General features: G+C 41.7%; 21 protein-coding genes and 2 pseudogenes. 16 read left to right on the top strand and 7 right to left on the bottom strand.

Annotation, left to right across the window (positions count from 1 at the left end):
* Positions 1-80 precede the first annotated feature (80 nt).
* Positions 81-1070: a lipoate--protein ligase gene (locus tag RRU94_RS22270; RefSeq protein ID WP_315693033.1), complete on the top strand. Its 990-nt coding sequence runs from the start codon at positions 81-83 to the stop codon at positions 1068-1070.
* 44 nt (positions 1071-1114) lie between these two features.
* Here the strand turns inward: RRU94_RS22270 and RRU94_RS22265 are convergent, their stop codons facing one another.
* Entirely contained in the window at positions 1115-2173 is a 1059-nt protein-coding gene (locus RRU94_RS22265) for an N-acetylmuramoyl-L-alanine amidase family protein (protein ID WP_315693032.1), read from the bottom strand.
* A 270-nt stretch (positions 2174-2443) separates the two neighbouring features.
* Between RRU94_RS22265 and RRU94_RS22260 the strand changes: the two genes are divergently transcribed.
* Positions 2444-4480, top strand: coding sequence for a catalase (locus RRU94_RS22260; RefSeq protein WP_315693031.1), 2037 nt, complete (start codon positions 2444-2446; stop codon positions 4478-4480).
* A 115-nt stretch (positions 4481-4595) separates the two neighbouring features.
* Here RRU94_RS22260 and RRU94_RS22255 read toward each other — a convergent pair whose 3' ends face one another.
* Positions 4596-4892: a spore coat protein gene (locus RRU94_RS22255; RefSeq protein ID WP_315693030.1), complete on the bottom strand. Its 297-nt coding sequence runs from the start codon at positions 4890-4892 to the stop codon at positions 4596-4598.
* Positions 4889-5095, bottom strand: a complete 207-nt coding sequence (locus RRU94_RS22250) for a spore coat protein (RefSeq protein ID WP_315693029.1) — start codon at positions 5093-5095, stop codon at positions 4889-4891. Before RRU94_RS22250 ends, RRU94_RS22255 begins: the two co-directional genes overlap by 4 nt.
* A 153-nt stretch (positions 5096-5248) precedes the next feature.
* Between RRU94_RS22250 and RRU94_RS22245 the strand changes: the two genes are divergently transcribed.
* Genes RRU94_RS22245 through RRU94_RS22235 form a run of 3 tightly spaced genes read left to right on the top strand, consistent with a single transcriptional unit; the run spans position 5249 to position 6999 of the window.
* The gene (locus RRU94_RS22245; protein ID WP_251272012.1) at positions 5249-5455 is read left to right on the top strand and encodes a spore coat protein; all 207 of its coding nucleotides are present in this window, start codon (positions 5249-5251) and stop codon (positions 5453-5455) included.
* Between the two features lie 18 nt (positions 5456-5473).
* Complete coding sequence (locus RRU94_RS22240) at positions 5474-5833, top strand: spore coat protein (RefSeq protein WP_315693028.1); 360 nt, start codon at positions 5474-5476, stop codon at positions 5831-5833.
* A gap of 29 nt (positions 5834-5862) precedes the next feature.
* Entirely contained in the window at positions 5863-6999 is a 1137-nt protein-coding gene (locus RRU94_RS22235) for a zinc-dependent alcohol dehydrogenase (RefSeq protein WP_315693027.1), read from the top strand.
* Positions 7000-7185: 186 nt separating this feature from the next.
* Here the strand turns inward: RRU94_RS22235 and RRU94_RS22230 are convergent, their stop codons facing one another.
* Positions 7186-7761 (bottom strand): beta-class carbonic anhydrase, encoded by a 576-nt coding sequence (locus tag RRU94_RS22230; RefSeq protein ID WP_315693026.1) that lies wholly within the window; start codon positions 7759-7761, stop codon positions 7186-7188.
* A 56-nt stretch (positions 7762-7817) separates the two neighbouring features.
* On the bottom strand, positions 7818-8138 hold the full coding sequence (locus RRU94_RS22225) for a thioredoxin family protein (protein WP_315693025.1): 321 nt from the start codon (positions 8136-8138) through the stop codon (positions 7818-7820).
* Between the two features lie 77 nt (positions 8139-8215).
* Here RRU94_RS22225 and queF point away from each other — a divergent pair, with 77 nt between their 5' ends.
* The 7 genes and pseudogenes from queF (at position 8216) to RRU94_RS22190 (ending at position 12650) form a co-directional block, all read left to right on the top strand.
* Positions 8216-8713, top strand: a complete 498-nt coding sequence (queF, locus tag RRU94_RS22220; protein WP_242233818.1) for a preQ(1) synthase — start codon at positions 8216-8218, stop codon at positions 8711-8713.
* Between the two features lie 479 nt (positions 8714-9192).
* Positions 9193-9678, top strand: coding sequence for a hypothetical protein (locus RRU94_RS22215; protein WP_315693024.1), 486 nt, complete (start codon positions 9193-9195; stop codon positions 9676-9678).
* A gap of 178 nt (positions 9679-9856) precedes the next feature.
* On the top strand, positions 9857-10561 hold the full coding sequence (locus RRU94_RS22210) for a DUF2750 domain-containing protein (RefSeq protein WP_315693023.1): 705 nt from the start codon (positions 9857-9859) through the stop codon (positions 10559-10561).
* A 102-nt stretch (positions 10562-10663) separates the two neighbouring features.
* Positions 10664-11167 (top strand): HEAT repeat domain-containing protein, encoded by a 504-nt coding sequence (locus RRU94_RS22205; protein ID WP_315693022.1) that lies wholly within the window; start codon positions 10664-10666, stop codon positions 11165-11167.
* A 37-nt stretch (positions 11168-11204) separates the two neighbouring features.
* Positions 11205-11888, top strand: coding sequence for a DUF7003 family protein (locus RRU94_RS22200; RefSeq protein WP_315693021.1), 684 nt, complete (start codon positions 11205-11207; stop codon positions 11886-11888).
* A gap of 129 nt (positions 11889-12017) precedes the next feature.
* Positions 12018-12250: pseudogene (locus RRU94_RS22195) on the top strand (site-specific integrase); the annotation flags it as partial.
* A 43-nt stretch (positions 12251-12293) separates the two neighbouring features.
* Complete coding sequence (locus RRU94_RS22190) at positions 12294-12650, top strand: hypothetical protein (protein WP_315696096.1); 357 nt, start codon at positions 12294-12296, stop codon at positions 12648-12650.
* Between the two features lie 472 nt (positions 12651-13122).
* Here RRU94_RS22190 and RRU94_RS22185 read toward each other — a convergent pair whose 3' ends face one another.
* Both RRU94_RS22185 and RRU94_RS22180 read right to left on the bottom strand, forming a co-directional pair.
* Positions 13123-13323, bottom strand: a complete 201-nt coding sequence (locus RRU94_RS22185; RefSeq protein ID WP_315693020.1) for a hypothetical protein — start codon at positions 13321-13323, stop codon at positions 13123-13125.
* A gap of 180 nt (positions 13324-13503) precedes the next feature.
* A complete protein-coding gene (locus RRU94_RS22180; RefSeq protein WP_315693019.1) occupies positions 13504-13761 on the bottom strand; it encodes a colicin immunity domain-containing protein in 258 nt (85 codons plus the stop codon).
* On the opposite strand from RRU94_RS22180, the gene RRU94_RS22175 reads away from it, so the two are divergent.
* From RRU94_RS22175 to RRU94_RS22160, 4 genes and pseudogenes are all read left to right on the top strand, one after another.
* Complete coding sequence (locus RRU94_RS22175) at positions 13738-14067, top strand: site-specific integrase (protein ID WP_315693018.1); 330 nt, start codon at positions 13738-13740, stop codon at positions 14065-14067. The two genes, RRU94_RS22180 and RRU94_RS22175, sit on opposite strands and share 24 nt — an antisense overlap.
* Positions 14068-14114: 47 nt before the next feature.
* A pseudogene (locus RRU94_RS22170) lies at positions 14115-14330 on the top strand (NADPH-dependent 7-cyano-7-deazaguanine reductase QueF); the annotation flags it as partial.
* A 471-nt stretch (positions 14331-14801) separates the two neighbouring features.
* The gene (locus tag RRU94_RS22165; protein WP_315693017.1) at positions 14802-15218 is read left to right on the top strand and encodes a hypothetical protein; all 417 of its coding nucleotides are present in this window, start codon (positions 14802-14804) and stop codon (positions 15216-15218) included.
* 17 nt (positions 15219-15235) lie between these two features.
* On the top strand, positions 15236-15568 hold the full coding sequence (locus RRU94_RS22160) for a hypothetical protein (RefSeq protein WP_251271990.1): 333 nt from the start codon (positions 15236-15238) through the stop codon (positions 15566-15568).
* Positions 15569-15887: the final 319 nt, after the last annotated feature.

The raw sequence follows: 15887 nt of genomic DNA, 5'->3' as shown, positions 1-15887 counted from the left end.
GCATCCGGAATCGGGTGCTTTTTCTTTGAGAACGAATCTCAATATGCTACATTTGAACTAAACCAATTCGGAGGTGTATGATGCTTTTTATTGACAACAAAGGGATTATCGATCCGCGCATTAATTTAGCGATTGAAGAATATGCCGTTAAACACTTGAATATTGAAGAATCTTATCTGCTTTTTTACATTAACGAACCTTCTATCATTATCGGTAAAAACCAGAATACCATTGAAGAAATAAATGTAGATTATGTCGAGGAAAACGGTATTCACGTTGTCCGCCGTCTGTCCGGCGGCGGCGCGGTTTACCACGATCTTGGCAATTTAAATTTCAGCTTTATTACAAAAGATGATGGAGACAGCTTTCATAACTTCCACAAGTTTACCGAGCCTGTTGTAGCAGCATTGAACAAATTGGGCTTGAATGCAGAAATGAGCGGGCGCAATGATTTAACAGCTAACGGGTTTAAGATCTCAGGAAACGCCCAATTTGCCACAAAAGGACGTATGTTTACACATGGGACGCTCCTGTTTGATACCAACATGAATGATGTCGTGGCTGCCCTTAAGGTGCGTAAAGACAAAATTGAATCTAAAGGCATTAAATCGATTCGCAGCCGTGTGGCAAATATATCTGACTTGATTGAGCAAAAAATGTCTATTACCCAGTTTAAACAATTTATTTTAACCCAAATTTTTAATGGTGAAGAGCAAGTAAAAGAATATGTGCTGACGGAAGAAGACTGGAAAGTCATTCACCAGATTTCAGCCGAGCGTTACGGAAATTGGGATTGGAACTACGGCAAATCGCCGGCTTTTAATATCGAACGCTCTCATCGATTTCCAGTCGGGCTTATTGATGTGCGCCTCCATGTAAAAGGAGGAGACATTCAAACAGCACGTGTTTTCGGTGACTTTTTTGGTGCAGGAGATGTAGCCGAAGTGGAAAAGGCGCTCCTTGGAACAAAATATGAAAAGGGTGCTATTCGCCAGGCGCTTGAGCCGCTGGATATGAAGCATTACTTCGGAAATGTTACGACCGAGGATCTTGTTGACCTAATATATTGAAAAAAAAATAGCGCCAGGCAAAAAGCCGGGCGCTGTTTATGCTGTTAACGAGAAAAATAAGAGGCTAAGCCGTCTCGAATCCCGGCTGCTGCCTGCTGCTGGTAGGCAGCTGACACGATTGAAGATTCTTCAGCTGGATTTGTTAAATAACCAAGCTCAAGCAGGGCAGCGGGCCGCTGATTTTCACGAAGAACGAAATAATCGCCATACTGTGTCCCGCGGTTTGCATTCGGCAGTGTTCCATTTAGCCCTTCATTTAAAGAACGGGCAAGCTCTTGGTGCCCCGCATGATAGTAATAAGCTGTATGGCCGGCTGCCTGCTGGCTCTGTGCTCCGTCATAATGCAGGCTGATAAAAGCATCTGCTCCGTAGTCAGCTGTCCGGGCTGGCAGCGGTACATATTGATCGCCCGTCCGGGTTAATACAACGGTTGCTCCACTTGCAGCCAATGTATCACGCAGCTTCCAAGCTGTTTGAAGCGTCACATTTTTTTCAATGGTGCCGTATAAACCAGACGTTCCGCCGTCCATTCCCCCATGACCGGGATCCAGAACAATCACTTTGCCCTGTAAAGAAGAAGCAGAAGTAGAGGCATGGGTCCCTTGGCCTTGTCCAGATACAACCCAGCTGGCTACATAAGCTTCATTTCCGCTTGCAAGGCGAATGCGAATCCAATCTCCGCTTCGTCCTGTAACCGGGTAACGCTCACCGACAGATCCCTGAACAATGACAGAGGAAGATGTTGAAGGGCCGCTTCGCAAATTGGTCCCCTCTGTTTGAATGCGGACAAATTCTCCTGAAGAAGCTGTTTTTTCAGCTGCTCCTCCGACAAATTGTCCGCTAACCCAGGCTTTTTGGCTTCCGTAGGAGATCTGCACCCAGCCATTTTGGGATGAAAGAATAGAGACACGGTCTCCCGTATGTACCTGTCCAAGAACCGAAGCCGAAAGAGAAGGGCTTTCACGTACATTTACGCGGTCTCCTGTGATAGAGCCCGTTTGAGCGTGGGCTGAAGCCGGCTGTCCTGCCAGTCCGGCAAAGCCGAGTAAAAAAAGAAGTAAAATGCCGAGCCTTGCTTTTTCCATAATCCACCGCCTATTCATTCATTTCACTTCTATCGTATCATCTGGAAGAAAGCGTCACATCCGCAAAAATAATGATTCATTTTGTAAGAAAATTGGTCTGAATAAAAGAAAAATTTCCCTGTTTGAGCAGGATATTTTGAATAATTGGGTCGAATATGGCAATGGAATCCACAACCTTTGCCTGTTTTGGATGAATATGTTGTCTTTTTTTGTTTTAGTTCATTTAAAAAGTGGTACGGATAGTAAGTAATGAACTTTTAGTGAATGTATCAATAAGGGGGCTAAAGCATGGCGATTAACGAAAACAGCAAAAACAAACAGCTGGATGAGTTCCGTGTAAGCGATCAAGGAGAAAAATTAACAACGAATCAGGGACTTCGCGTGTCAGAAGATGAACATTCGTTGAAAGCAGGGGACCGCGGGCCTACATTGATGGAAGATTTTCATTTTCGTGAAAAAATGACCCATTTTGACCATGAGCGCATTCCAGAGCGGGTTGTTCATGCACGCGGGTTTGCAGCGCATGGGTACTTTCAAGTGTATAAGTCTATGAAAGAATATACAAAAGCCGGCTTTTTACAGGATCCATCGAAGAAAACACCGGTTTTCGTCCGTTATTCGACTGTAGCGGGCTCCCGGGGTTCAGGAGATACGGTTCGTGATGTGCGCGGATTCTCAACGAAGTTTTATACGGAGGAAGGAAACTACGACCTTGTCGGTAATAACATCCCGGTCTTTTTTATCCAGGATGCGATCAAGTTTCCAGACTTGATTCATGCCGTCAAGCCAGAGCCTCATAACGAAATGCCTCAGGCAGCGAGTGCCCATGATACATTCTGGGATTTTATTGCTAACAACCAGGAATCAGCTCATATGGTTATGTGGCATTTGTCCGATCGTGCGATTCCGCGCAGCTACCGGATGATGGAAGGATTCGGTGTTCATACATTCCGTTTTGTGAACGAAGAAGGAAAAGCGCGGTTTGTAAAGTTTCATTGGAAGCCGGTTCTCGGTATTAAATCACTTGTGTGGGACGAAGCGCAAAAAATTGCCGGTAAAGATCCGGATTTCCACCGCCGCGACCTATGGGAATCGATCGAAATGGGGGATTATCCAGAATTCGAGTTTGGCGTGCAGATGATTGACGAAGAAGACGAATTTAAATTTGATTTTGATGTGCTGGATCCGACTAAAATTTGGCCGGAAGAAGACGTACCGGTAAAAATCATTGGGAAAATGACGCTTAACCGTAACGTCGATAATGTATTTGCCGAAACAGAACAAGCGGCTTTTCATCCGGGCCACGTTGTACCAGGAATTGATTTTACCAATGATCCGCTCCTGCAGGGACGGCTTTTCTCTTATACCGATACACAGCTTATCCGCCTCGGCGGGCCAAACTTCCATGAGCTGCCGATTAACCGCCCTGTCTGCCCGTTTTTTAACAACCAGCGTGATGGATACGGGCGCCAGACGATTAACGTCGGGCAGGTGAGCTACCATCAAAACTCGCTGGCTCAAAATACGCCGGCACCGGCCAAGGAAGAAGAAGGCGGCTACGCTCATTACCAGGAAAAAGTAGAAGGCCGTAAAGTAGCGCGCCGCAGCGATAGCTTTAAAGATCATTTTTCACAGGCCGCCCTGTTCTGGAACAGTATGACAGAGGTTGAAAAAAAGCATATTATTGAAGCGTTCAGCTTTGAACTGGGCAAAGTAAAAAGCAAAGATATTCGCCAGCAGGTTGTGAATATGTTTGCGAATGTCAATGCAGGCCTGGCGGCACAAGTAGCTGATGCCATTGGCGTGCAGGCACCATCTGGTGTAGAGGAATCGTCCATTACCAAATCTTCGCCCGCACTAAGCCAGGAAACAAACCCGGTTAAAGGGGTGGCAACCCGCAAAATTGCAGTCTTAGCAGGCGAGGGCTTCTCGGGCAAAACGATGACCGATATTTACAAAGCCTTTGAAAAAGCCGGCACCCGTCCCGAAGTGGTGAGCACAAAGCAGGGAATAATCAAAGGCGATGACGGAGCGGAGCTTGAAGTAGACCATACTTTCCTGACAGCCGACTCGGTTTTATTTGATGCCGTTTACGCAGCAGGCGGATTGAGTGCCGATCCAAAAGCGAAAAAGCAGGCAAAAGCTTTTTTAACAGAAGCATATGAACACTTTAAAACCGTAGGAGCGACAGATGACGGCGTGGATTTGATCGCGGATCTGCCTGGTGATCCGGGCGTAGTAGCGGAAGCATCTCCATCTGAGGGCTATGCAGACACCTTCCTCGCTGCTCTTGCTGAACATCGTCACTGGAACCGCTCTGTATAAAGCAAGAAATAAAAACTGCCGAATGGGATGTCGGCAGTTTTTTTATGGTTTTAAAGGTGAATAAAAGCCTCGTCTTTCACTTAGTAGAAGCAAACAAAGCAGGAGGGATGGGCTGCTATCTTACAAGGTCCTGGCTTGTTTGTGCGACAGCCAGATCGATTTTCGTCTGTTCTTCCAGGTTGTAAGGATGGTAATATCCTTTTTCCATCATATATTTGCTGATGCTTTCATGAGTTGAAACAGTGGCCATAAGCTGTTCACGCAGGGCCGAACGCAATTCAGGTGTTACGGCTTCCGTAAGCGCGAACGCTGCATTCCTCACACCGGATTTGGCAGAAATCAAAAAGTCCGTTGCAATCACCTGATCCGTCATGCCGCCCATGCCTGCTATGCTTTTAAATAAATCATTCATTGTGTCACGCCACCTCCCGGCAAAAGCTGCTTCAGCTGTTGAAGGTGCTGCTGGCCCGCTTGTGTGTCTGCTTCAAGCAGGGTTTTTAATTCCGGATCCTGTGCAAGTTTGCTCATCATCGCTGATTTTGTCGTACAGAGGCTTTTAAAAACGACTAATTCATGCAGCTCCAGAGACTCGTGCTGACCTAAATGATTCCTCATATTTATCACCTCTTCAGTTATTCATACATGCTTCTTATTTTGGCTTTTCATCTGTTCCTTATTCAAATATGCACGGATTGAATGAACCCTCTGAATAAATGAAAAAAATGAAAGGGAAAATGAATGTTGTGACTAACTATAGGGGTGATAAATATGGACCAAAAAAAGTTGGCCTTTCATGAAACAATGGAGCTCCATGAGATGATTAACTTTAAAACGAGCTGCATGCTCAAATCAAAACTCATGCAGGGTGCCTGCTTTGACAGTGATTTAAAAGCGATGCTAGAAAAAGACGCACAGCAGTCGATTCACCAAACGAACGAATTGTTAGAGCTTTATAAGGGAGCCAGAACATTTTAATTTTTGGAGGTAGAAGATGTGAACGATTATTTAGATCCGATCAATTCAGTGGGAATGCCAGAACTTGCTGATTCTGCTATTGCGCTTGAATTTTTGACCTCTGTAAAAAATGGAGTAAGAAACTGTGCGATCGCTATAACAGAAGCGGCTACGCCGGAAGTCCGTTCTGTGCTGATTAAGCATCTGGAACAAGGTATCGACCTTCATGGTGAAGTAACAGAATTAATGCTGCATAAAGGCTGGCTCTATCCGTATGACGTGGATAAACAAATGCAGCTGGACATTAAGTCCGCTGAAACGACTGTCGACATTGCCCGGCTGCCGCTCTTCCCGACCAATACAAATCGAAAAGGGTTATTTCCAACCCCGCCTAAATAAATGCCATAATCGTGGAGGAGATTTTAAAAATGAAAGCCGTCACATATCAAGGTGTGAAAAATGTGGTTGTAAAAGAAGTAGAAGCACCCAGCATTCAAAAACCGGACGATATTATCGTCAAGCCTACATTAACAGCTATTTGCGGGTCCGATCTGCATTTGATTCATGGCATGATTCCGAATCTTCAACAAGATTATATTATCGGGCATGAACCGATGGGGAGTGTAGAAGAAGTCGGTCCGGCTGTTACAAAAGTAAAAAAAGGAGACCGTGTCATTGTTCCGTTTAACATTAGCTGCGGAGAGTGCTGGTTTTGTAAGCATGACCTGGAAAGTCAGTGTGACAATTCTAATGATAATGACGAGATGGGCGCTTATTTTGGATATAGCGGCACGACAGGGGGATATCCTGGCGGGCAGGCCGAATATATGCGTGTTCCGTATGGGAATTTTACACCGTTTAAAATTCCAGAAGACAGTGAGGTGGAGGATGAGAAACTCGTCCTGCTGGCGGACGCCGCTTCAACGGCTTACTGGACCGTCGACAATTCCGGCTTAAAAGAGGGAGATACAGCGATTATTTTCGGCTGCGGCCCAGTTGGACTGCTTGCTCAAAAATTTGCCTGGTTAAAAGGAGCAAAACGTGTCATTGCGGCTGATTATGTGAGATATCGGCTTGAGCATGCGAAGAAAACAAATAAAGTAGAAATTGTGAACTTTGAAGACGAGCAAAACATTGGCAATCATCTGAAAGAAATGACAGGCGGCGGGGCAGAGGTAGTCATGGATTGTGTTGGAATGGATGCCAAAATGACACCAATCGAATTTCTTGCAGTGGGCATGAAGCTTCAGGGCGGTGCTTTAAGTGCTCTTGTGGCAGCCAGCCAGGCTGTCCGCAAAGGCGGTACGATTCAAATAACAGGTGCATACGGTGGAATCTATAACGCTTTTCCGCTCGGTGACATTTTTCAGCGCAACGTTAATATTCGGGGCGGCCAGGCTCCTGTTATTCACTACATGCCTTATTTATATAAGCTGATTGCGGAAGGAAAAGTGGATCCGGGTGATGTCGTGACGCACATTTTGCCGCTCGATCAAGCAAAAAAAGGCTATGAATTGTTTGATACAAAAACGGATGACTGTATAAAAGTAGTGTTAAAGCCATAAAAAAGCGGCTCTTTTAAAGAGCCGCTCAGGCTGCCCGCAAACGCCCGCTTTCGGCGTCACTTGCCAGCTGTGAATGCTCATGATCCTAAAAAGGTCACGCCGCTTCCCAGCCGGCGGCATTTCTGGAAAGACAGACGTTTTCAATCAGCCTGCTTTCTTACTTTGCCTACACTCTCAGAGGCTCTTTTAAAGAGCCTCTTCTTTTTTGTATCCATCAACCACAAGATCTAATTTGCCCGTTGAAGGGTCAATAACAAGCCCGTGTACAGGAATAGAATTCACCATCAATGGATGAGACTTAATCATTTTCACGCTGTGCTCGACACTTTCTTCTACGCTGTTAAAGCCGCTCAGCCATTTATCTACTTCAATTCCAGCGTTGCGAAGTGTATCGACTACTTCCTGCTGGATGCCCCGTTCCTTCATTGCATCGATAATGACATCGCTTGAAAGAGAACCCATACCGCAATCATGATGCCCTACGACCAATACTTCATCCGCTTGAAGCTGGTACACTGCAACCAGCAGGCTTCGCATAATCGATCCAAACGGATGGTTGACGATCGCGCCGGCGTTACGAACGATTTTTACATCTCCGTTTTTAAAATTCATGGCTTCAGTTACAAGTTCGACAAGACGTGTATCCATACATGTTAAAATGACGACACGCTTATCCGGGAACTTTGTTGTCTCAAATTTTTCATATTCTTTGTTTTCTACAAACGTTTCGTTAAACGCTAAAATGTTTGTTAATAATGTCACTGTATTCTCTCCTTTCCATACTCCCTTATTATTGTGAAGGATTTCATAATTTTTTGTCAAATGATTTTTAAAGCATCGCCAATACTTTCTCTTAAGCCTCCGATCGGAACAAAACGTACCGCGCGGAATTGCTCCTTGCCTTTTAAAAAGAAAAGAACAGCTGGCACAGAAAAAACAGTCAACTGGCCGGCAATATCCGGCGCGATTCCCGTATTTGCGTAAACCATTGTGACACGGGGGAACTCCTGCATAAGTACTTTGACCTGAGGCAGCAGGGCGTGACAAACAGAACAGCCAGGGCTTGAAACATAAAGCAGCACGGCTTCGCTGGATGAAATAATATCTGAAAATTCCGTGTATGAGGTTACATGCTGCATTTGTACCACTCCTTTTTCTCATTGTAAACTGTCTCTGCTATAATAAAAAAGAATATGATTTATAAGGAGGCTCCGGCATGGCTGGACGAAAAGAAGAAGAACTAAAAGACATTACGCTGCTTGGCAATCAGGGAACAAACTATATATTTGACTATGACCCATCCGTTCTTGAGACGTTTGACAATAAACATCAAAACCGTGATTACTTTGTAAAATTCAACTGCCCGGAATTCACGTCGCTTTGCCCAATGACGGGTCAGCCGGACTTTGCGACTATTTACATCAGTTACATTCCCGATGTGAAAATGGTCGAAAGTAAATCGTTGAAGCTGTACTTGTTCAGCTTCCGCAATCACGGTGATTTTCATGAGGACTGCATGAACATTATCATGAATGACCTTATTGAACTTATGGATCCACGCTACATTGAAGTATGGGGCAAATTCACGCCGCGTGGCGGGATTTCCATTGACCCGTACACGAACTACGGGAAGCCTGGCACGAAATACGAGAAAATGGCTGAGTACCGCATGATGAATCATGACCTGTATCCAGAAACAGTCGATAACCGGTAAGGATAAAGAAAGAGCGTGGTCACACGAAATTAGCTGAAATGTGACCAGAAATACAGTCTTTTTTCAAAAGATGTGACCAAATGTGTGACCAATAGAAGTTGAAAATAAAGTGATGTGACCACGCATTATACGTTAAAAAGAGGTATCTCTACCTGGAGATATCTCTTTTTGTTTTATTGTTCCGTTATATATTTCTTCATGTCATGTCTTGGCATGAGTGCTTTTGCAATGTGGGGGAATGAACTAAGAGAGCAAAATGATAAATATGATCCACTTAACCCTCTAGATATTTAATTAACACCAAGAGCAAAACGACCTTCATGTTTTCCTTGTTAAAGGTAGCATGGGGGCTTTTATTTAAGCTTTCCTAAGCTTCGTTGTTGAATCTCTTGTTAAACCAATGGGTTAGATTAGTCTAAGTAGGACATGAAACCTGATACAATAATTATGAAATCTATGTTTGGAAAGGAAATTTATTAATGTATTCCATTCAAGAAAAATTGGACTTATTACATAATGAAATAAAGGAAATGGGCGGGATCATAGACTTGGATTGGTGTGGCAAATTGTTGTACACATATTATGAACATTTTAATGATAATCACCCAAGATATAGAGCAGGTTCACTTCTTGCTTTTTGGGGTCTTCTCTTAGATTGGGAAGAAGAAAGTGGATTTCCGTTTTGCACAGGTATTGAAGAACAAGACTGTCATCATTTTGATAAATATCTTCAAGAGTTTTTAACCTACTCTTCTAACATTAAGAAGCAATACCCAAACATTTATCTTGCTATTGTTGAATCTCTAAGTCAGTTGGATGAAAGAGATGGTTGGGAAAATGAATTTCCGAATATCCCAAGTGGTTTATTTAATACCGCTAGAAAAAAGTTGCTTCAAAACGGTGTTGAAAAGCCAAGTGATGACGTTTATGAAAATGTATTTAGAGAAGCGGAAATGCCTTATTGAACTGACGACCCTGCTAGTACAACGGCCAGCTGCTTCCCAATCCGAGAATAGTGTTGTTCATTTGTATCCTCGAACTGTTGATTAGTCAATTTGAATAAAGAGTATGGTTAAACTAGAATAAAGACAACAGATAGTGGAAATTCACTTTACTATTTAACCTGCAAAAGGGGTAACAGTCATGAGCCTACCAGGTGCTAAACAGACAGCCGTTCAAAAAGCAGAACAAGATTTAGGTATTTCGCTCCCAGAAGATTACAAGCAACTTTTGCTTACGCAAAACAAATTTGAGATTGGTGATTGGGCGTTTTATCCCATTAAAGATGAAGAGTTTATTAAAAAAACGTGGGATAATATCGTCAGGAATAACCAAGAATTAAAAGAATTGCTTCCTTCGGGTTTTGTTGCAATTGCAGATAACGGAACATTAAATCAGCTAGGATATATAAACGCTGAAGGGTATGTTACAAATGCATTGTATTATTGGAATCATGAAACAAAAACACTTTCATTGGAATCTTTTTCATTAGGCGACTGGATTCGTGAGATTCATCAAACGGAAGAAAGCAGATTAGAGCAGTTCGCTAAAGAAGTTAAAGCCAGCCAAATTATCTACACACTTATTGACGAAAAAGAAGGTGGGTTAGCGTGTGCAGCTTCTGCCGAAGAAGATACAGATGTGTTATTGTTTTGGTCTAATGAAACCACTGCAAACCAGTGGACTGAAGAGTGGAAAGGGTATACGATTCTTGAAATTTCGTTATCAGATTTTCTAAAAAAATGGATTTCAGGAATGCAAAAAGATGGTTTGTTATGCGGTGTAAACTGGAAAAGAAGTATTAGCGAAACAGAATCAGAGCCTGCGAAGCTAAATATGTGGTTCTAGCAATCATAGCCAACTGATGATTTAAAATACTTATTATTCTTCCAACTCCTTTTTCAAAAACATAAAAAGATATCCAATAAATTAAAGAGAAGGGGAACTTTGATGAATAAAGAACAGGCTTTATTGATACTTGAAAAATATTCTCCGATGCCTAATGAGGAGTGCATGACGGAAGAAATGCTGAATGAATACGCTGAATCAATTGACTATTTTAGCGAACATCCAGACACAGTCTGTATTAAACCTATTATGATGACCTTTAGTTTAAGTGAGAGTTATGGGATACATGACCATGCTGTAGCGGTATTGGAAAGTTTTTCTAATGACCAAGTAGTGCCACAGTTGATTGAAATCATACAAAGCGAAAATGAAGGAAAGAGGTATTGGGGTACACAGATAGCCAAATCTTTTCCTGATGAAAGATTAGTCGATTCTTTATCATCATGTATTAACGATCCAAATGAAGAAATTAGAGCATATTCTATTTATGCTTTACATTGCATTGGAAACAAAAAGATTCTTCCACTGCTTCAAGAACGGTTAGCCATAGAAGAAGACGAAGAGGTTCTTGAAGAATTAAATGAAGCTATTTCAAGTTTTACCTAACTTGGTTGACTAACTTTATTGGAGAGCGAAATTAGAAATGAAAGCAAAAGAAATACTTCAAACATTAGACAGCTATTCAGAAGACTTTGATTTTCCAGTATTGGATAATTACAATTTCGATTTAGCTCAATGCAGGCTATCGGTTTTTAAAGATGAAGAAAACTGGCTTATTGTATTCGAAATCGTAGGTGTCGATAAAAACCAAAACATTGCTAATGATCTTTATGTTTACGGGAAGGATGCCGAGGAACAAGGGTTTATTATCAGTTTAGACGATATTGTGACTTTAGCAGACAATAGAGAACTATTTGATGATGACGATCAATTTTTAGTGAATCCCTTCCACTTAGATTTGATTGTAAACAAAGAGACAGTTGTCCTAGAATCTCAGGCTGGAGATTACGCACAGTTAGGAATTGAACCCGAATCCTTTAATCCAACCAAACTGGCTCGCTTTTTGAGTGCTCATTGCAAAGAAAAATTTTGGCTGAGCACTTCGGACATGTTTCAAGAGATTGATGCTGTCCCTTCCCTTACTTTATTTTACCAAACGGAAGGGTGGGAACACATAGATGAGGAAAAACCAAGTGAAAATCATTTCTTTCAAAGCCTTGCAAACGCTATTGAGCTAAATGATAAAAATGTAATACATGAAGAAAATCCAAACACTCATTGGTCAAACTGGACATGGAGTGATTTTGAAAAACAGGACGAAGAGTGAGTTTCCCAAAGACTTGGTTGTTTAACCAACACTACTGGTCTACTGTTAGCTAGAGATTAAAATAAAGCATCAAGGTTCGTGGTGATCCATCACGTGCCTTTTTTGTTTGTAAAAATGGGCGTTGAATGAACACACATACAAGCGTACAGACAATTGAATAAAGCAGCAGACATGGCTATATAAGTACAGGGATTGGAACACACACGATGCGTAAAACGTTCGGATACTGGCATTACAAACAATTCCATGACGTAGCAACATTGAGAAAGATACTAAATTATTCCCATCCAGCCATCATACTAGATTATATTGGAATTACAGCAGAGGAAATTGAGAAGGACTTTGACACGTTTGAATTATGACAAGTCGTTCAGTAAAACTTGAATGTGAAGGAGCTTGAAGAAAATGGAATGCTCTTGTGAACAAAACATACCTTATGAATTGATAATCGAAGGGGATATGGGTGGTGACCCTATATGGTGTAGTCATTGTGGCAGCAACCTTGATATAGATGAAATTTCAATTTCGGAGGGATTAAAAGAAGAACTTTGGGATTGGATGACAAGATATGGAGAATGGATTGATTGGGATAAAGACAAGCTGCTGCCTAACGGAATCGAATTTGAAGTAGAGCATAATAGGCAGGGAATGGAACTAACTGAAAAAGCAAAGAAGGAATTAGAAGGAAAGCACAAAATAAAATTTTCCCCTTCTACGTCAGCAAGAAGATATGCGAACGCAAGAAAGTTCTGGAGAAGGTGATTAGCTAAAAATAATAAGCCTAGAAGAAGAGTTTGCCTAAGCAGCTCCTGTTTTTAAAAACGTCAACTAGGGATGTGCGTTTTGTAAGTAGAGGGGAGCATATACGTAAGTGGGGGGTGTTAATCACCAGATGCTCGCACTGCTTTTTTAAAAGCAGTGTATGTACCTTCATCCCCACACTCAGCTTCATTTTTTGTACGTACGAAAGACGTTAGCGGCATGCCTAGAATCCTCTCAATAGACAAGGTTTTTGCGTGTGCTTAACGTGTGATAAAATTCTGTTTTTATCACGCTATATACAAGATTTCATGCTTTGAACTATCTCTTTTTCTTCGAATGAAATGAAGCAGTAGACCGAAACTGTAAAGTTGTTATTTTGATGAAACCAATCATTCAACTTTAAAACATACGGAAGAAGCAGGTTTATTATGGTTTCACATTGATAAGAAAGCAAAAAAAAGAGCCTAAAGGCTTATGCGACTACTTCTGTCATGATAGAATCTTCAATCACGGCTTTTGCTTGTGCTGAAGATAGCCCTTGTTCCTTTTGTAGCCAACCTTGCAGATCAAGATGGAGTACTTCAAACTGATTGATTTGGCCTGGTCTGTTTTGTCCACTTATGCTGAGTAGGTATTCTTTATGCAATTCTAGATAGATGTTTGCTGAGTTCATATAAAGCCCTCCCTTTCACAACTGTATACCCGTTTTGACAGTGATTAATCAAAAAAGAAGAGAAAATCAGAAAGTTTTTTACAAACCGAAAACCGATCTTACTAAACAGTACGTCCATACAGACAAGCAGGAATAATTCTAGATTAAGCGGCAGTTGACCGAATCTGATTAATAACATTCTTAAAAGTTGAGTGCATTGGTTAGTTTCGTTAATGCCTGATATACTTCTTCTCTTAATTTCTGTTCGGAAATTTCAAAGGCAGTTTCTTGACCTGGAAGACACTCGTGCCAATAACAATCAACTGATTCGAACACATTATTTAAGATACGAAATATTTCCTCGCCCATCGGTTCTGTTTCTTTTTTGAAGGTTTCAAGATAAGTGACTTCAAAGTCTTCTATCGTGAGCGAGAGGTGCTGGCAGATGAGTACCTTCAATATGATTTAGTTGTTTGTACGAAAAACGGAAACTGGGTGCATCCAAATAACTTTAGACGAGCGTTTAAAGTGACAGTTCAGCAGCTAGGCATTCCCGAAATTCGTCTTCATGATCTCAGACATACGCACGCTACGTTCTTGATGGCAAATAAGGTGAATCCTAAGATCATTCAGGAGCGGCTTGGCCACAAGAATGTAACGGTGACATTGAACACATACAGCCACGTATTACCGTCGATGCAGCTTGAAGCGGCTGGCACGTTTGATGAACTGTTCAAGTCTAGTGACCATAGTGGTGACCAATGATTGAATGAAGCCGCTCAGCCCTTGATATAACTGGGCTTGCAGGCAGTGATTTTCATGAGGACTGCATGAACATTATCATGAATGACCTTATTGAACTTATGGATCCACGCTACATTGAAGTATGGGGCAAATTCACGCCTCGTGGCGGGATTTCCATTGACCCGTACACGAACTACGGGAAGCCTGGCACGAAATACGAAAAAATGGCCGAGTACCGCATGATGAACCATGACCTGTATCCAGAAACGGTGGATAACCGGTAAGAGGCGCAGGGTATTCGTTTAAAATGGAATCAAGCGATTCGCCATCATAACATGTGCAAAAAAGAGATGCCTTAATAAGGCATCTCTTTTTGTTTTCAGCCGTTGATTTTTCATGGAAGACGCTGGAGTTCAAATAAATATCTGAATGAGAAAAAGGAACGAAACCATTTATATATTTATCCGTATATATGAGAGAAAAGTGGAAGGCTTGTTTTGAAATGGCGAAACAGGAACCTTTTTATCGCATTTCATAAAAATGTCGTTTTTACTGAGATAGGTCATTTTTCACTTTATCTACCTAGTACGTATCACGCATACTGGTAAATAAGGCAATTGGAACCTTTTGTAATGCACACAAAAAGAGGCCTCCGCCCACTCAAAGGGCAGGCATTATAGTGTTTGTGATCGTTTATAATTATGCCTTCATAATTATATATTTATTTATTTATTTATTTAAGGGAGGAACTGACTATGTTTAAAAGCAAAAGTTCAGTAAGGGAAATTGGAAACAATATTGATAAGGTTTTGGTAGAGATTAAAGATATTCAATCGGATATTGACCGTTCTTCTGATAAAATTGACAACGAGTTAAATTCTTGCTCGCGTGAGCTGATCAATGCGCAAACAACGTTAGGTGAAATTCAGCCGCTTATCGATTCACTTGTGGCTCAAGTTGGCAAGGATGCCCCAGATCATATCAAGGTATTGGTCGGAACCATTTCAGACGGGATTACCGGCAAAGTTAGAAACACATTAAACAACTTAGCTGAAGTACAGAAAAATGTGAAAGACGTCGATAAGCTTACAGATGAAATTGATACATTAACAGACCGGATCAACAATAAGGTTAAAGAAATTGACGATATTACAGATAAAGTTCAAGGCTAAAAGAAGGGAGTACTGTCATGAGCTATATTAACTCCAACTCAAACGGCTGGGGAAACCAGCATACAAATGATGTGGCGAATAAAGTGGATCATATTGCCGATAAAATTCAATTTGCAGTAGATATGGTAAATAACGCTGCCATCAGTTTAGAGTCCGCCCAGCAAGAATTGAATGCATTGGCGAATGCACCGTATCCACCACAATCGTCACAACTGTCCCAGTTAGCGAGCCGTATTGGTACAAGTAAGCGCCAGATTGATGATGGTTTAGCTAAAATAAAAGAAATGGCACGCACGATTGATTCTGAAACAGACCATATCCAAACAAATAACCAGCACCGCGGATGGTAGGAAAGATTCATTCAGGGCTGTGGTATACCTGCTGCTTATATAGCCAGATGAATATAAAGTCCAAACAAAAGAAGGTGTCTTATGAAGACGCCTTCTTTTGTTTGGACTGCTGCGAGCCGCTCCGTAAAAAGGATAAATGAAGAAAAGAAAAATAGTCGCTTCTTTCTCATAAAATTTCATTACGACAGAAGAGATAGGATTTTATTAGAGGTTTTTTTCGGAAAATGCTCATAGTAAAGAGTGGAGGCAGAGGCTTTTCTGGCTGGACGGATAAAGCTTGTTTAAAGCGTTGACAGAAGGGGGTAAAAGAAAGGCACTA

This window comes from Domibacillus sp. DTU_2020_1001157_1_SI_ALB_TIR_016, assembly GCF_032341995.1.
Taxonomy (GTDB): Bacteria; Bacillota; Bacilli; order Bacillales; family Domibacillaceae; genus Domibacillus; species Domibacillus indicus_A.
Note: the sequence above shows the minus strand (reverse complement) of the source record. Positions and strands in the feature narration are given on the sequence as shown.

Coding starts and splice junctions, on each gene's coding strand:
- RRU94_RS22235 (WP_315693027.1), top strand. CDS start 5,863: ATGAAAGCCGTCACATATCAAGGTGTGAAAAATGTGGTTGTAAAAGAA.
- RRU94_RS22160 (WP_251271990.1), top strand. CDS start 15,236: ATGAGCTATATTAACTCCAACTCAAACGGCTGGGGAAACCAGCATACA.
- RRU94_RS22270 (WP_315693033.1), top strand. CDS start 81: ATGCTTTTTATTGACAACAAAGGGATTATCGATCCGCGCATTAATTTA.
- RRU94_RS22215 (WP_315693024.1), top strand. CDS start 9,193: ATGTATTCCATTCAAGAAAAATTGGACTTATTACATAATGAAATAAAG.
- RRU94_RS22165 (WP_315693017.1), top strand. CDS start 14,802: ATGTTTAAAAGCAAAAGTTCAGTAAGGGAAATTGGAAACAATATTGAT.
- RRU94_RS22260 (WP_315693031.1), top strand. CDS start 2,444: ATGGCGATTAACGAAAACAGCAAAAACAAACAGCTGGATGAGTTCCGT.
- RRU94_RS22205 (WP_315693022.1), top strand. CDS start 10,664: ATGAATAAAGAACAGGCTTTATTGATACTTGAAAAATATTCTCCGATG.
- RRU94_RS22200 (WP_315693021.1), top strand. CDS start 11,205: ATGAAAGCAAAAGAAATACTTCAAACATTAGACAGCTATTCAGAAGAC.
- RRU94_RS22250 (WP_315693029.1), bottom strand. CDS start 5,095: ATGAGGAATCATTTAGGTCAGCACGAGTCTCTGGAGCTGCATGAATTA.
- RRU94_RS22245 (WP_251272012.1), top strand. CDS start 5,249: ATGGACCAAAAAAAGTTGGCCTTTCATGAAACAATGGAGCTCCATGAG.
- RRU94_RS22185 (WP_315693020.1), bottom strand. CDS start 13,323: ATGAACTCAGCAAACATCTATCTAGAATTGCATAAAGAATACCTACTC.
- RRU94_RS22210 (WP_315693023.1), top strand. CDS start 9,857: ATGAGCCTACCAGGTGCTAAACAGACAGCCGTTCAAAAAGCAGAACAA.
- RRU94_RS22190 (WP_315696096.1), top strand. CDS start 12,294: ATGGAATGCTCTTGTGAACAAAACATACCTTATGAATTGATAATCGAA.
- RRU94_RS22265 (WP_315693032.1), bottom strand. CDS start 2,173: ATGAATAGGCGGTGGATTATGGAAAAAGCAAGGCTCGGCATTTTACTT.
- queF (WP_242233818.1), top strand. CDS start 8,216: ATGGCTGGACGAAAAGAAGAAGAACTAAAAGACATTACGCTGCTTGGC.
- RRU94_RS22225 (WP_315693025.1), bottom strand. CDS start 8,138: ATGCAGCATGTAACCTCATACACGGAATTTTCAGATATTATTTCATCC.
- RRU94_RS22255 (WP_315693030.1), bottom strand. CDS start 4,892: ATGAATGATTTATTTAAAAGCATAGCAGGCATGGGCGGCATGACGGAT.